This window comes from Serratia sp. CoH_134_PS_4 (genome assembly GCF_058190535.1).
In genome coordinates this window covers 45,632-60,733 of record NZ_JBXWKI010000004.1, presented here as the reverse complement: position 1 = coordinate 60,733, position 15,102 = coordinate 45,632, and the positions used below count along the sequence as shown (strand labels likewise).

10 protein-coding genes are annotated in these 15,102 nt (G+C 51.6%); 8 read left to right on the top strand and 2 right to left on the bottom strand.

From position 1 onward, the window contains the following. Positions 1–70: 70 nt before the first annotated feature. The 8 genes from nagE to AC2FCQ_RS08560 all read left to right on the top strand — a co-directional run bounded on the left by nagE (position 71) and on the right by AC2FCQ_RS08560 (position 13,383). On the top strand, positions 71–2,017 hold the full coding sequence (gene nagE, locus AC2FCQ_RS08595) for a PTS N-acetyl glucosamine transporter subunit IIABC (RefSeq protein ID WP_209636332.1): 1,947 nt from the start codon (positions 71–73) through the stop codon (positions 2,015–2,017). A gap of 252 nt (positions 2,018–2,269) precedes the next feature. Then, positions 2,270–3,934, top strand: coding sequence for a glutamine--tRNA ligase (glnS, locus tag AC2FCQ_RS08590; RefSeq protein ID WP_209636330.1), 1,665 nt, complete (start codon positions 2,270–2,272; stop codon positions 3,932–3,934). A gap of 570 nt (positions 3,935–4,504) precedes the next feature. After that, positions 4,505–5,908, top strand: coding sequence for a chitoporin ChiP (chiP, locus tag AC2FCQ_RS08585; protein WP_490308051.1), 1,404 nt, complete (start codon positions 4,505–4,507; stop codon positions 5,906–5,908). Positions 5,909–6,124: 216 nt separating this feature from the next. Next, the gene (gene chiQ, locus AC2FCQ_RS08580; protein ID WP_209636327.1) at positions 6,125–6,451 is read left to right on the top strand and encodes a ChiQ/YbfN family lipoprotein; all 327 of its coding nucleotides are present in this window, start codon (positions 6,125–6,127) and stop codon (positions 6,449–6,451) included. A gap of 14 nt (positions 6,452–6,465) precedes the next feature. Further along, positions 6,466–9,123 carry a beta-N-acetylhexosaminidase gene (locus AC2FCQ_RS08575; RefSeq protein ID WP_209636325.1) on the top strand — a complete coding sequence of 886 codons (2,658 nt, stop codon included), beginning with the start codon at positions 6,466–6,468 and terminating at the stop codon, positions 9,121–9,123. A gap of 76 nt (positions 9,124–9,199) precedes the next feature. Then, on the top strand, positions 9,200–10,345 hold the full coding sequence (locus AC2FCQ_RS08570) for an MFS transporter (protein WP_490308050.1): 1,146 nt from the start codon (positions 9,200–9,202) through the stop codon (positions 10,343–10,345). Positions 10,346–10,394: 49 nt separating this feature from the next. Next, complete coding sequence (gene galE / locus AC2FCQ_RS08565) at positions 10,395–11,432, top strand: UDP-glucose 4-epimerase GalE (protein WP_490308049.1); 1,038 nt, start codon at positions 10,395–10,397, stop codon at positions 11,430–11,432. Beyond that, a complete protein-coding gene (locus tag AC2FCQ_RS08560) occupies positions 11,422–13,383 on the top strand; it encodes a glycosyltransferase (protein ID WP_490308048.1) in 1,962 nt (653 codons plus the stop codon). The genes galE and AC2FCQ_RS08560 overlap by 11 nt, the downstream gene beginning before the upstream one ends. 206 nt (positions 13,384–13,589) lie before the next feature. Here the strand turns inward: AC2FCQ_RS08560 and fur are convergent, their stop codons facing one another. Both fur and fldA read right to left on the bottom strand, forming a co-directional pair. Then, positions 13,590–14,036, bottom strand: coding sequence for a ferric iron uptake transcriptional regulator (fur, locus tag AC2FCQ_RS08555; RefSeq protein ID WP_020825646.1), 447 nt, complete (start codon positions 14,034–14,036; stop codon positions 13,590–13,592). A 320-nt stretch (positions 14,037–14,356) separates the two neighbouring features. Then, positions 14,357–14,896, bottom strand: a complete 540-nt coding sequence (gene fldA / locus AC2FCQ_RS08550) for a flavodoxin FldA (RefSeq protein ID WP_209636316.1) — start codon at positions 14,894–14,896, stop codon at positions 14,357–14,359. Positions 14,897–15,102: the final 206 nt, after the last annotated feature.

The window sequence follows — 15,102 nt, the reverse complement described above, 5'->3', positions numbered from 1 at the left end:
TCGCAGTGTGTGATGGCGCTTGCGTAAAATATGATAAAGCCCATAAAAGGGCATTAGGGGGAATATTAAGGTGAACATACTCGGCTTTTTCCAAAGATTGGGCAGGTCGTTGCAACTGCCAATCGCAGTACTGCCCGTTGCGGCGCTTTTGCTACGCTTCGGCCAGCCTGATTTACTCAATATTTCGTTCATCGCACAGGCCGGTGGATCAATCTTCGATAACCTGGCGTTGATCTTTGCTATCGGTGTGGCGGCAACCTGGTCGAAAGACAATGCCGGCTCAGCTGCACTGGCGGGCGCGGTGGGTTACTTCATCCTGACCAAGGCGATGGTCACCATTAACCCAGCAATCAACATGGGTGTGTTGGCAGGTATCATTACCGGCCTGGTGGGTGGTGCTGTCTATAACCGCTGGTCCGGCATCAAACTGCCAGAGTTCCTTTCCTTCTTCGGCGGTAAGCGTTTCGTCCCAATCGCTACCGGCTTTTTCTGTTTAATCCTTGCAGCCATCTTTGGTTATATTTGGCCACCGGTTCAGAATGCTATCCACGCAGGCGGTGAATGGATTGTTTCCATGGGCGCGATCGGTTCCGGTATCTTCGGTTTCGTTAACCGTCTGCTGATCCCAACCGGTTTGCATCAGGTATTGAACACCATCGCCTGGTTCCAGATTGGTGAATTCACCAATGCCGCAGGCACTATCTTCCACGGCGACATCAACCGCTTCTACGCGGGTGACGGCACCGCCGGGATGTTCATGTCCGGCTTCTTCCCAATCATGATGTTTGGTCTGCCGGGTGCGGCATTGGCCATGTATTTCGCGGCACCCAAAGAGCGTCGCCCAATGGTCGGCGGTATGCTGCTGTCCGTTGCACTGACCGCATTCCTGACCGGTGTGACCGAGCCACTTGAATTCCTGTTCATGTTCCTGGCTCCCCTGCTGTATTTAGTCCACGCTATTTTGACCGGTATCAGCCTGTTTGTTGCTACCTTGCTGGGCATCCATGCCGGGTTCTCCTTCTCTGCCGGCGCGATCGACTACGTGTTGATGTACAACCTGCCAGCGGCCAGTAAGAACGTCTGGATGCTGATTGTGATGGGTCTGGTTGCCTTCGCGGTGTACTTCGTCCTGTTCTCTATCATTATCCGTGCGTTCAACTTGAAAACCCCTGGGCGTGAAGATGCGTCTGACGATGTCGTCGCTCCTGAAGCCAACAGCAACACGGATGAAGGCCTGCGCGCACTGTCTCGCAGCTACATTGGTGCCATCGGGGGGTCTGACAACCTGACCGGCATTGATGCCTGTATCACCCGTTTACGTCTGACCGTTAAAGATTCTTCAAAAGTACTCGATGCAAGCTGTAAGCGCCTAGGGGCTTCAGGCGTCGTGAAACTGAACAAGCAAACCGTTCAGGTTATCGTGGGCTCTAAAGCCGAAGCCATTGCTGATGGTATGCGTGCAGTCATCGCTACCGGCCCGGTTCCTGCGGCAGAAGTCGCACCGGCTGCCGGTGTGAATGTCGCAAAATCACAGGCTGTGCCTAATGCACCTAAAGTGGCCTTTGAGTCGCTGGTGGCGCCGGTAACAGGTGATGTGGTGGCGTTGGATCAGGTTCCTGATGAAGCCTTTGCCAGCAAAGCCGTAGGCGACGGCGTAGCGATTCGCCCGACCGACAAAACCGTAGTGGCACCGGCTGACGGCACCATCGTGAAAATCTTCAACACCAATCATGCATTCTGTCTGGAAACAGACAAAGGTGCGGAGATTGTGGTGCACATGGGTATCGACACCGTTGCATTGAACGGTCAAGGCTTCAAACGTCTGGTTGAAGAGGGTGCTGAGGTGAAAGCCGGTCAGCCAATCCTTGAATTGGATCTGGAATTCCTGAACGCCAATGCCCGTTCGATGATCAGTCCTGTCGTGGTCAGTAACTCTGACGATTACGCAGGTCTGACGGCGCTGGCAACCGGCTCTGTCGTGGCTGGCCAGACCAAGCTGTTTGAGATCCAAAAATAAACTGTTTTACCTGAGTAGTGCCCGGGGTGTTTAACGAGTCATGACGGAAGGCACCCTACCTTTGGCGGGAAGAGAGCAATCTCTTCCCGCTTTTTTATGGGTGGCGAAGAAAGAAGAGGCCACAGAAAGGGGGGCAGCGATCCATTGTGGTGCAATGCTCCGCATTTTTCGTGAAACAAACGGTTGTTTCCGGGCGTGGCTTGTTGGAACATAGGCGGTTATGTGTAGCGCTTTGCATTGAGGAATAGTGAAATGAGTGAGGCTGAAGCCCGCCCAACCAATTTTATCCGTCAGATCATTGATGAAGATCTGGCGTCAGGGAAACACGCGTCTGTTCATACCCGTTTCCCACCAGAGCCAAATGGCTATCTGCATATTGGCCATGCTAAATCCATCTGCCTGAACTTTGGCATCGCCCAAGATTATCAAGGCCAGTGCAACCTGCGTTTCGATGATACTAACCCGGTAAAAGAAGACATCGAGTTCGTTGAGTCGATCAAACACGATGTAGAGTGGTTGGGCTTTGAGTGGAGCGGTAACGTCCGTTATTCCTCAGATTACTTCGATCAACTGCACCATTATGCGGTGGAACTGATCGGTAAAGGCTTGGCTTATGTCGATGAACTGTCGCCTGAACAGATCCGTGAATATCGCGGTAGCCTGACCGCGCCGGGTAAAGACAGCCCATACCGTGACCGCAGCATAGAAGAGAACCTGGCGCTGTTTGAGAAAATGCGCAACGGCGAGTTCGCCGAAGGTGCCGCTTGCCTGCGCGCTAAAATTGATATGGCATCCTCGTTTATCGTGATGCGCGATCCCGTGCTGTACCGTATCAAATTTGCTGAGCATCACCAGACTGGCAACAAATGGTGCATCTATCCGATGTACGATTTCACCCACTGCATTTCCGATGCGCTGGAAGGGATCACCCATTCACTGTGTACGCTGGAGTTCCAGGACAACCGCCGTCTGTATGACTGGGTGCTGGATAACATCACCATCCCTTGTCATCCGCGTCAATACGAGTTCTCGCGTCTGAATCTTGAGTACGCCATCATGTCGAAGCGCAAGCTGAATCAGTTGGTGACCGAGAATATCGTTGAAGGCTGGGATGACCCGCGTATGCCGACCGTTTCTGGCCTGCGTCGCCGTGGCTATACTGCCGCATCAATTCGCGAGTTCTGCCAGCGTATCGGCGTGACCAAGCAGGATAACAACGTCGAAATGATGGCGCTTGAGGCCTGTATTCGTGAAGATCTGAACGAGAACGCGCCGCGTGCGATGGCCGTGCTGGATCCGGTGAAGGTCGTTATCGAGAATTTGACGACCGGTGTGGAAATGGTGACGATGCCTAACCACCCGAATAAGCCGGAAATGGGCAGCCGTGAAGTGCCGTTCAGCCGTGAGATTTATATTGATCGCGCTGACTTCCGTGAAGAAGCCAACAAACAGTACAAGCGTCTGGTACTGGGTAAAGAAGTGCGTCTGCGTAATGCATACGTGATCAAGGCGGAACGCGTTGAGAAAGACGCTGAGGGTGAGATTACCACCATCTTCTGCAGCTATGACCCCGATACGTTGAGCAAGGATCCTGCCGATGGCCGCAAGGTGAAAGGTGTGATCCACTGGGTTTCCGTTGAGCACGCATTGCCAGCTGAAATCCGCCTGTATGATCGTTTGTTCAATGTGCCGAATCCAGCTGCAGCAGAGGACTTCCTGACCACGATCAACCCTGAGTCGTTGGTTATCAAGCGTGGCTTCGTAGAGCCAAGCCTGGCAGCAGCACAGCCTGAAAAAGCCTATCAGTTCGAGCGTGAAGGTTATTTCTGTGCTGACAACCGCGACTCTTCGGCCGAGCACCTGGTGTTCAACCGCACTGTTGGCCTGCGTGATACCTGGGCTAAAATTGACGCCTGAGTTCTGAAGCGGTATTAACGCGAAAAGCGCAACTTGAGTTGCGCTTTTTTTATGCCTGTCGCTGCCGCTTAGCCCCAGCAGGGCATTTTATTTTCTCAATCTTATTTATCTGCCCGGCATATCAGTAATTTCTTGATAAAAATCATTAGTAATATAACATTGTCTTATATATTCGCGATGCGAATTAATGTCATTTAGAGAGCGCTCTCACATTTTTTCTCCTGACTGACTTTTTTGATTAAGCTGAAACCATTAATCGTCTCTGGTTGACCTGATATCCTTTTTTATTCTGATTTAATTGAATTTTTTATTCGACAGCCTCTTTGCATAGCTACGTAACAAAATCTCATCGATATGTGCTCTTTGTCATACTTTGACAAATCTCTCTCATAATTCATTTGATAATTCGCGTCGCGAAAAATAGTCTAGCTGTAGCAATAAGTGCTGTGGGGTTTGAGCTCTGCCAGCATTATTTTTTACCCGGTTGGGTTTTTTATTAGCAGTCGTGCAGGGCAGTGGTGAACACGGGCGGCTGCAACTTTTAAAGTTAAGTCAAAGAGGAATTTCATTATGGGTACGCACGGTGCTCAGCGTAAAACGCTGGCGCTCGCAGTAGCGGGTGCGCTGTTGGGAACAGGGTTTGCCATGGCCCCTGAGGCGAAAGCCGCAGGGTTTGTCGATGATTCCACGATGACCGGCGGTGTGTATTACTGGCAACGTGAACGCGACCGTAAAGATCTCAATCCGACCAGTGACGATTACAATAAATACACCACTAACCTGTCACATTCGACGGCCAACCTGAGCCTGGATTTCGCTTCGGGCTATGCCTGGGACATGTTTGGTCTGGACGTAGGGGCCTTTACCGCCATTGAGCTCGCTGAGTCCAGTGCCAGCGGCCACCCGAACGAAATTGCGTTCTCTTCCAAAAACCGTACCTATGATGAAGATTACAGCGGCGATAAAGGCGGTGTCAGCCTGTATAAAGCTGCAGGTAAATTCAAGTATGGCCCCGTCTGGGCTCGTGCCGGTTATATCCAGCCAACCGGCCAAACTTTGCTGGCGCCACACTGGAGCTTTATGCCGGGCACCTATCAAGGGGCTGAGGCCGGCGCCAAATTTGACTACGGTGATGCAGGGGCATTGAGTTTCTCCTACATGTGGACCAATAAATACAAAGCGCCATGGCATATCGAAATGGACGACTTCCGCCAGAACGATAAAAAAACGGGCGTCTCCTACCTTCATTCGCTTGGTGCGAAGTATGACTTTAAAAACGACTTTGTACTGGAAGCGGCATTCGGTCAGGCCCAGGGCTATGTAAACCAGTACTTCACCAAAGCCTCTTATAAATTCGATCTGGTAGGCAACCCGTTGACGACCAGCTATCAGTTCTACGGTACGGAAGACCGCATTAGCGACAAGAATGATCCTAACAGCATCTATGACGGGTTAGCCTGGTTGCAGGCGCTGACTTTTGGCTACACCACAGGGCAGTTTAATTGGCGCCTGGAAGGCACCATGGTCAAGGCCGAAGGCAATCAGGGTTACTTCCTGCAGCGTATGACTCCAACTTACGCTTCGTCCAACGGGCGTCTCGACGTGTGGTGGGATAACCGTTCTGACTTCAACGCCAACGGCGAAAAAGCGGTTTACGCCGGCGTGATGTATGACCTGAGCAACTGGAACCTGCCGGGGATGGCGGTTGGCGGTTCTTATGTTTATGCCTGGGATGCGAAGCCGAGTACCAACCCAATGTACGATCAGAGCCAGCGTTTGAAAGAAAGCGCCTGGAGCCTGGACGCGATGTACACCATTCAGGACGGTCGTGCCAAAGGCACCCTGCTGAAACTGCACTACACCCAATATGACAACCACACCAACATCCCAAGCTGGGGTGGCGGCTACGGCAACATCTTCCAGGACGAGAAAGACGTCAAGTTCATGGTTATCGCACCATTCACCATTTTCTAAAACATAGCCTATGGCCTTCAAGTTACGGCTAGGCGGCCAGCTGGCTCATCCCCTGGCAAGGTAGGGGCGCTGCATGCAGCGCCCGTATTCATCGGGACGAATATATTCGTCCCCTAGGGTAACGGGTAAGCGAGTGCCGATAACAACGCTGCGGCTTGAAAGATGACGGGTATATTCCCGGCGGCAGCGCCGGGGACACTTAACGGGAATAACACGATGAAAAAAATCATGTTGATGTTGGCCGCAACTGTCGCGCTGAGTGCGTGTGTACAGCCAGCTGCACCGCCGGAAGACGCCAAATTGAAACAGGCCTACAGTGCCTGTATTAACACTGCCGAAGGGTCGCCAGAAAGGCTACAGCCCTGTAAGGCAGTGCTGAACGTATTGAAACAAGAGAAGCAGCATCAGCAGTTTGCCGAGCAGGAAACGGTGCGGGTGATGGATTATCAGAACTGCATTCAGGCGGTTCATAGCGGCAACGGCCAGGCTTATGACGCACAGTGCGGGAAAATTTGGAAAGAGATCCACGATAACAATAATTAAGGATGATGCTAAAGATGAACAAATTCAAATTGAGTGCGGTTGCTGCATTGACGGCAACCGTAGGGTTATTTGGCAGCGTGGGGAACGCGATGGCCAATCAGCAATTGGTGGATCAACTTAGCCAGTTGAAACTGAATTTGAAAATGGTCGATAACCGCGCCGCAGACAGTGGCCTGGATTGCGGCAAACTGGGCGCCGATTGGGCAGCATGCAATAAGGTCCTAATCAGTCTGACCAACGATAATCAGGAAATTACAGGCCACGACTGGGCGATTTACTTCCACAGTGCCCGCCAGACAATGCGGGTGGACAACGATCAATTCAAAATATCTCACCTGACGGGCGATCTGTATAAGCTGGAGCCCACCGATAAATTTACCGGCTTCCCTGCGGGTAAAACGGTTGATATCCCGATTATTGCAGAATACTGGCAGTTGTTTAAAACAGACTTTGTGCCGCGCTGGTATGCCACTTCAGGCGATGCCAAGCCAAAAATCCTGATCAATACCGACACCGAAGATCTGAGTCAGTTTGTGGCGCCCTTTACCGGCGACCAGTGGAAGCGCACCAAAGATGACAATAACATCTTGATGACGCCAGCCTCCCGTTTCACAAAAAATGCCGAGCTGAAAACCTTGCCGGCAGCGTCACTACGCGGTCAGATCGTGCCCACGCCGCTGCATGTGAAAGTACATTCACAGGATGCCGATCTGAGTAACGGCGTAGCGCTGGAATTAAGCGCATTGTCCAAACCGGCCGCAGACGCGGCAACCCAACGTTTTGCTTTATTGGGAATAACCGATAACGCGAGTGGCTATCCGATCAAGACCGATATCCAGCCTGGCAAATTCAACGGTGAGTTGGCGGTGTCGGGTGCCTATGCGTTGAGCATTGGCAACAAGGGAGCACAGGTTATCGGTTTCGATCAGGCCGGGGTTTTCTATGGTCTGCAATCTATACTGTCGCTGATTCCTGCCGACGGCAGCGCCAAAATTGCCACGCTGGAGGTTAAAGATGCTCCACGCTTCCAGTATCGCGGTATCTTCCTGGACGTCGCACGTAACTTCCATCAAAAAGAGGCCGTTTTGCGTCTGCTTGACCAGATGGCGGCTTACAAACTCAATAAATTCCATTTCCACCTGAGTGATGACGAAGGTTGGCGTATTGCCATCCCAGGGTTGCCGGAATTGACGGAAGTCGGGGGGCAGCGCTGCCATGACTTGAGTGAAACCACCTGCTTGTTACCACAATACGGCCAAGGGCCTGACGTCTACGGTGGGTTCTTCTCCCGTCAGGATTATATCGACATTATCAAGTACGCTCAGGCGCGCAAGATTGAAGTGATCCCAGAGATCGATATGCCGGCGCATGCTCGTGCAGCCGTGGTCTCAATGGAAGCACGTTATAAAAAACTGCATGCCGCAGGTAAAGAGCAAGAGGCCAACGAATTCCGCCTGGTGGATCCGACCGATACCTCCAATACCACCTCGGTGCAGTACTTCAACCGTCAAAGCTACCTCAACCCTTGCCTGGACTCGTCCAAGCGCTTTGTCGATAAGGTGATTGGCGAGATTGCCCAAATGCACAAAGAGGCGGGGCAGCCGCTGAGCACTTGGCACTTTGGCGGTGACGAGGCGAAAAACATTCGTTTAGGTGCTGGGTATACCGATGTTGCCAAGCCGGAGGCGGGTAAAGGCATCATTGATCAGCGTAAAGAAGACAAACCTTGGGCGAAGTCCCAGGTGTGCCAAATGATGATCAAAGACGGTAAAGTCGCGGATATGGAACACCTGCCAAGCTACTTTGGCGTCGAAGTTAGCCAACTGGTGAAGGCACATGGCATCGACAGAATGCAGGCTTGGCAGGATGGTCTGAAAGATGCGAAGAATGCCAAGGCATTCGCTACTGAACGCGTCGGGGTGAATTTCTGGGATACTTTGTATTGGGGCGGTTTTGATAGTGCCAATGATTGGGCCAATAAAGGCTACGAAGTGATCCTGTCTAACCCGGATTACGTTTACATGGATTTCCCGTATGAGGTGAATCCGGACGAGCGTGGCTATTACTGGGGTACCCGTTTCAGCGACGAACAGAAAATGTTCAGCTTTGCGCCGAATAACTTGCCGCAAAATGCGGAAACCTCGGTTGACCGTGATGGCAATCATTTCACCGCCAAGAGCGACAAACCTTGGCCGGGCGCTTACGGTATTTCAGCCCAGATGTGGAGTGAAACCCAGCGCACCGACGATGAAATGGAATACATGATATTCCCTCGTTCGCTGTCGGTGGCAGAGCGCGCATGGCACCGCGCAAGTTGGGAGCAAGATTACCGGGCGGGCCGGGAGTATAAAGGCGGTGAAACCCACTTTGTCGACACGAAGAAACTGGATCGTGATTGGCTGCGCTTCGCCAACCTCCTTGGTCAGCGAGAGCTGGCAAAACTGGACAAAGGTGGCGTGAGTTATCGGCTGCCGGTGCCGGGCGCTCGCGTAGTGGGGGGCATGCTGGAGGCCAATATTTCTCTGCCGGGTCTGGGCATTGAGTATTCCACGGATGGTGGCAAGCAATGGCAGCGGTACGATGCCAACGCCAAGCCGCGTGTTGGCGGTGAGGTGCTTATCCGCGCGATAAGCCCGGACGGGAAGCGCTACAGCCGTGCCGAGAAAGTGTAATTTTTGAGCCACGGCCCGCCTGTTCGCAGGCGGGCCGTTATTGATCCTCAATAGCAGCGACCGACGGTAATCAGAGATGAATTCGATACGGCTGACCTTTATGGTCGTTGCTTTTTTTTCCGGGATTGCCGGGGCACTGCAAATACCGACCCTGAGTCTGTTCCTCACGACCGAGGTGCAGGTCACGTCTTTATGGGTCGGTTTTTTTTATGCGGTTAACGCTGGCGTCGGCATTATTGTCAGTTTTTTACTGGCGAAAAAATCAGACCGCCAACGGGATCGGCGCAACCTGATTTTAATCTGTTATTTATTGGCGGCAGGGAACTGTCTGTTATTTGCATTTAATCGTAATTATTTAACGCTAATAACGGTGGGCGTGCTGTTAACGGCCATCGCCAATACGGCGATACCGCAATTATTTGCTCTTGCGCGTGAGTATGGCGAGCGCTCAACGCAAAACGTTGCGATGTTCAGCGCGGTCATGCGCGCCCAACTTTCTCTTGCCTGGGTCTTTGGCCCCCCATTGGCGTTTATGCTGGTGGTGAATTATGGCTTCACTGCCATGTTTATTTTTGCCGCGGGGATATTTCTGTTAGTCACGCTGTTGGCTTGGCGGATATTGCCCGAGGTGGCGCGTGTCACCATCAATAGCCACGTCGCAACGCAGCAAAAAACGGTCTTTGATAAAGACGTTAGCCTGCTGTTTTTTGCCTCGGTATTGATGTGGACCTGCAGCGCTATGTATCTGATTGATGTTCCGCTGTATATCAGTGCCGAACTGGGTTTGCCGCAGCGTTTGACCGGCTGGATGATGGGCGTTGCCGCTGCGATAGAAATCCCGATCATGATCCTGGCAGGGCGTTACGTGAACCGGGTGGGCAAACGCCTGATGATGTTGACTGCGATGGTGGCTGGCATGCTGTTTTATGCCGGCATGCTGTGGTTTACCTCTCCCGTTGGCTTGCTGGTCTTGCAGGTCTTTAACGCGATATTTATCGGTATTGGGGCCACCATCGGCATGCTCTACTTCCAGGATTTGATGCCGGAACGGGCGGGGATGGCCACCACGTTGTTCACCAACAGTATTTCAACCGGCGTGATCCTGGCCGGAATATTACAAGGGATCCTGACCGAGTACGGGCCACATTCCTCCGTTTATCTGTTAGCCATATTACTGCTTTTTATTGCTTTACCTGTCGGTTTTAAAACCCGGGAAGTGTAGGTGGTTTCTGAGTGAGTCGTTTATTTTTAAACACAAACAAGGATATATGATGGCTATATTGGTGACGGGCGGCGCCGGTTATATCGGCTCGCATACGGTGTTGGCGCTGTTGGAAAGGGGGGAGAACGTCGTTGTATTAGACAACCTGTCCAACAGTTCGTCAGAGTCTCTGTTTCGCGTAGAAAGGCTGACGGGGAAAAAAGCCATTTTCTATCAGGGTGATATTCAGCAATATCACCTATTGGATCACATCTTCCGTCAGCATGATATTCATGCTGTTATTCATCTTGCCGGTTTGAAATCTGTCAGAGAATCAACCGAGCAGCCACTGAAATATTATCAAAATAATATTTCTGGCTCATTGATCGTACTGGACAGAATGCGCCATGCGGGCATTAATCAGTTTATTTTCAGCTCTTCGGCCACCGTTTACGGACCTGCGGAATATACTCCGCTGACGGAAAATTGCCGTGTTGGGCAGACCACAAATCCTTATGGCACTTCCAAGCTGATTGTTGAGCAGATCCTGGCAGAGTTTGCCACCACTGCGCCACAGATGGCGATCACCGCATTGCGTTATTTTAATCCCGCCGGGGCGCATGAGTCTGGCTTGATTGGTGAAGATCCCGCCGGCATTCCCAATAATCTTCTGGCGTATCTGGCACAGGTGGCTATTGGCAAACTCGCGGTGTTGCCCGTGTATGGCAACGACTACCCGACCAGCGATGGAACTGGGGTACGTGATTATATCCACGTTATGGATCTGGCTGAAGGGCATTTGAAAGCGCTGGATAACCTGCAGCCAGGTTTTAACGTCTATAACCTGGGCACGGGCAAGGGTTACTCGGTACTGGAAATTATTCAGGCGTTCGAACGTGCCTGTGGATTCAAGATCGCCTACCAATTTAATCCCCGACGTGCGGGTGACATCGCCGAGTGTTGGTCCGATCCGTCGTTGGCTGCGGAAAAGCTGGGTTGGCAAGCCAAGCGCAGCCTGGAAAAAATGGTATGTGATGCCTGGTCTTGGCAGAGCAAAAATCCGCAGGGTTATGGTCCATTAATAAGGATGGCTGCCGATGGCGCTTAACAACGGGCATTTTGGCGCCCTGCAGGATGATCTGTTTCGGGCTGAATATGAGGCGCGGCTAAGCGATTTGAAGTTTGAATTCGTGAAGTGCCAACGTCAGGCTACGCCAGCGGCAAAGGCGCGTTATCAACGTGGGGTGAATCAACTACGGGAATGGCTGTCTGCGCAGGGGCATTTATTTGATGCCGCACGCTGTTCTTCACTATTTTGCGTGCCCACGCGGCCACTTGCCGCAGGGGAACAATTGCTGCACCGCATTTGGTTGGGCGGAGCCATTCCTGACGACGCGCGAGAAGTTATCTCTCAGTGGGGGGATGCACAACAAGCGGTGAGTCGTGGCGAGGCTCGTGACTGGGTCGGCATGTTATGGGTTTGGGATGCAAAGCAGCTGGCAAAGGATGCCTGTTTCATTGCCTCACCCCAAACGCATGGCGGCCAGTTGGGTGAGTACGATGCCGGTAACCATCGCCTGCAGGTGCATTCGTTGAGTGAACTGGCGCAAAGAAGAGTCGGTAATAGTTTGGGGTTTATCCATCAGCTCCATGATAAACGCTATTACGCCACACTGTCCGACTACTTCCGCTTTTTGATTTTGATTGAGATGGGGGGCGTGTATATGGATATCGACACACTTCCCCACCGAGCGGCGACACTGTTTCTGATCAAGCCTGAGGTTCCGGACTATCTTCAGTTCCTGCCCGGAGGTGAAGTTAGCCACGTCAGTTGGTTGAATTTGTTCCTCGACGAAACGGGAATGATCATCAGCCGTAAGGGAGATATGGCGCTGTGCAGGATGTTAGCTGGGCTCGATCAAATTTATGCGGGGGAAAGCAGTGAGGTACCGGAAAGAAATCCGATTTATGAACGGAAGCTGTTCGATCCTTTTTACCAATTGTGGAGTCGTCATATTGAACGTACTTTCCTCAGCCACGATCGTTTTTGCCAGATGCATGGTGTTTTGTATGACGCAACCCCACAGGCGGTAACCTGCGGTATTCGCGGTATGCGGCTGCTGGAAGATGTGATCACCAATGTGCGGCTACCGTTGTCGCAAGAAGAAGAGCAGAGCTACCAGCAATGTGTTAGCCGGTTGGAAAATCTGGATTGGCAGCTTGAGCAGCCGCTGGATTTGGCACGCTATGCGGAAATATTTACCGTTGATGAAGTACCTCGCATGGCCTATCCGGCGCAGATTCGGTCCGACATCGATCATTACCACTACTATTCGGTGCTTTCTCATGATCAGCGGCTTGATCGGGTAAACCAGCTTTTTGGGGAGTACCTGATTGCCGACAACCGGCGGCAGATAGCGGCTGGGCATTACTGGCGTTCTGCCCAGGGGGTGGGGGAGGCTGTGCCGCCTGAACCGCGGGGAACGTTGCATTTCATGGCGGGACGGCAGGTGGGTGAAGCGGATAAGACCCGCATGGCAAAGCTGATTTTTAGCACGAGCTACCTGGAATACTGTTCCGTTGGCAATCGTGCTGGGCTGGATCTGGTGTCTTTGCAGCAGGCGCAAAATATCGAACCTTACCTGGATCTGATCACCGTGGCTTACGATCGGCGCGGAGAGTTTATCGGTTTTTTCAATGCGGCGACCGTCAGTGAACTGTATGCCATAGACACGGACTACCTTTATCGCGATGAAATGAAACCTCTTGATGAGGCTTACGACAGCTTTGTGCAAAGCCACTGTGTCGCTGACGATTATTTTGTCTGTAGCTTGGCGATTGAGAGCCAATTTCGGGGGCTGGGGTATTTTAACCAAATGTTTGCCTTGATTCAGCTACAGGCGGATCAACGCCAGGCGAAAAACATCGCGCTGTGCGTCTGGCAAAGTAGTGATGCCTGCAAAATGTATTTGAACAAGGGGTTCCGTATTCGTGGTGTGTTCGACCAAGCCAAGGCAATGTTTTTTGATCGGCTGCTCTTTCTTGAATATGCATTGTAACGAGTTTACTCATCCGCGTGTCGGCGGGGGAGTTGACGTTGAAGTGGGTGTAAGTGGGAAGTGAGAAGTACCGTGGAGAAGTGCCGCTGCAATTGTTGTCATTTAGCTATGATCTTTCCCCGGGCCTGTCCGGGGATTTTTTTATCTATTTGCTTCAGGCATAAAAAAACCGCCGTTAAGGCGGTTCTCAATGCCGGTTAAGGGCATTATTTTTTGTCGTGCAGAGTGTCGTCTTCGCGGCAGTCACCCGTTTCACAGTGGCCGTACAGGTACAGGCTGTGGTTGGTGAGCTTGATGCCGTGTTGTTTGGCGATATCACGCTGACGCACTTCGATAGATTCATCGCTGAATTCGATCACTTTGCCACAATCCAGGCAAATCAGGTGGTCGTGATGATGTTGCTGGGTCAGTTCGAACACGGACTTGCCGCCTTCGAAGTTGTGACGAGTCACAATGCCTGCATCATCAAATTGGTTCAGTACGCGGTAAACCGTAGCCAGGCCAATTTCTTCGCCCATATCTATCAGTTTTTTGTACAGATCTTCCGCACTGACGTGATGGCATTCCGGATTTTGCAGTACTTCCAGGATTTTGAGTCGCGGAAGCGTGACTTTTAAGCCGGCCTTCTTCAATGCGGTGTTGTTGTCAGTCATGCGGATTCAGTCCTGTTACTATGCTAATCAAGTTGAGGCGTTCTCGCCTGTGGCATCGGTCGGCACAAAGTGTTAATTGCGTCTCATTATAGAACCGGTTGGCCTAAATAGAAACCGCCGGTTGTTAACAAAGATATAATTGCACTATTGCATGTTGCACACGCAACGTCTTGATGGATGGGATAAACCGATATCTCAGTCTACCTTGACGATGTGAGAAGTTACAAATGTGTATCTTCTATTGCAGTAATCCGTACTGCCGATGACGGCCCTGCCGGCAACACTATGCACTTTGCAGGGCTTTTGTTCAACCTTTGGCGTTACCCGACGATCTCGGCCAGGCTCAACTCTTCGACGATTTGTTTTACCCAACCTTCGACACGTTCATTGGTCAGTTCTGGCTGGCGATCTTCGTCAATGGCGAGACCGATGAAGTGGCTGTCACTCGCCAGGCCTTTCGACGCTTCGAAGTGGTAACCTTTGGTTGGCCAGTGGCCTACAATGGCGGCGCCACGTGGTTCAATGATGTCGCGGATAGTCCCCATCGCATCACAGAAATATTCTGCATAGTCTTCTTGGTCGCCACAGCCAAACAGCGCAACCAGCTTGCCGTTGAAGTCGATCTCTTCCAGCGTTGGGAAGAAGTCATCCCAGTCACACTGGGCTTCGCCGTAGTACCATGTCGGGATACCGAGCAACAGAATATCGAAACCTTCCAGGTCTTCTTTGCTGCTTTTGGCGATGTCGTGAATTTCGCAAACATCGTCGCCAAACTGTTGCTTAAGAATTTTCTGGATCATCTTGGCAATGTTTTCGGTATTGCCAGTGTCGCTGCCAAAGAAAATGCCTACATTAGCCATATCGCGTATAACCTTTAAATTCAATAAATTGCATTACACGATGTTAGCGCTGACCACGATAACACCGATTAAAATGATGCCATAGCAAGGGAAACCCTTACCGGTAATTGCGTATCATGCCAGAAATTTACCCCGGGGTTTTATCACGTTTATGCGATACCGGGTGGAATAAAACGATGTTGATCGGGCGTCATCCTTAACGCCGC

What these genes read in the sequence shown, in the direction of transcription:
- glnS (WP_209636330.1), top strand. Translation starts at nt 2,270, where the DNA reads ATGAGTGAGGCTGAAGCCCGCCCAACCAATTTTATCCGTCAGATCATT.
- chiP (WP_490308051.1), top strand. Translation starts at nt 4,505, where the DNA reads ATGGGTACGCACGGTGCTCAGCGTAAAACGCTGGCGCTCGCAGTAGCG.
- chiQ (WP_209636327.1), top strand. Translation starts at nt 6,125, where the DNA reads ATGAAAAAAATCATGTTGATGTTGGCCGCAACTGTCGCGCTGAGTGCG.
- AC2FCQ_RS08575 (WP_209636325.1), top strand. Translation starts at nt 6,466, where the DNA reads ATGAACAAATTCAAATTGAGTGCGGTTGCTGCATTGACGGCAACCGTA.
- AC2FCQ_RS08570 (WP_490308050.1), top strand. Translation starts at nt 9,200, where the DNA reads ATGAATTCGATACGGCTGACCTTTATGGTCGTTGCTTTTTTTTCCGGG.
- galE (WP_490308049.1), top strand. Translation starts at nt 10,395, where the DNA reads ATGGCTATATTGGTGACGGGCGGCGCCGGTTATATCGGCTCGCATACG.
- AC2FCQ_RS08560 (WP_490308048.1), top strand. Translation starts at nt 11,422, where the DNA reads ATGGCGCTTAACAACGGGCATTTTGGCGCCCTGCAGGATGATCTGTTT.
- fur (WP_020825646.1), bottom strand. Translation starts at nt 14,036, where the DNA reads ATGACTGACAACAACACCGCATTGAAGAAGGCCGGCTTAAAAGTCACG.
- fldA (WP_209636316.1), bottom strand. Translation starts at nt 14,896, where the DNA reads ATGGCTAATGTAGGCATTTTCTTTGGCAGCGACACTGGCAATACCGAA.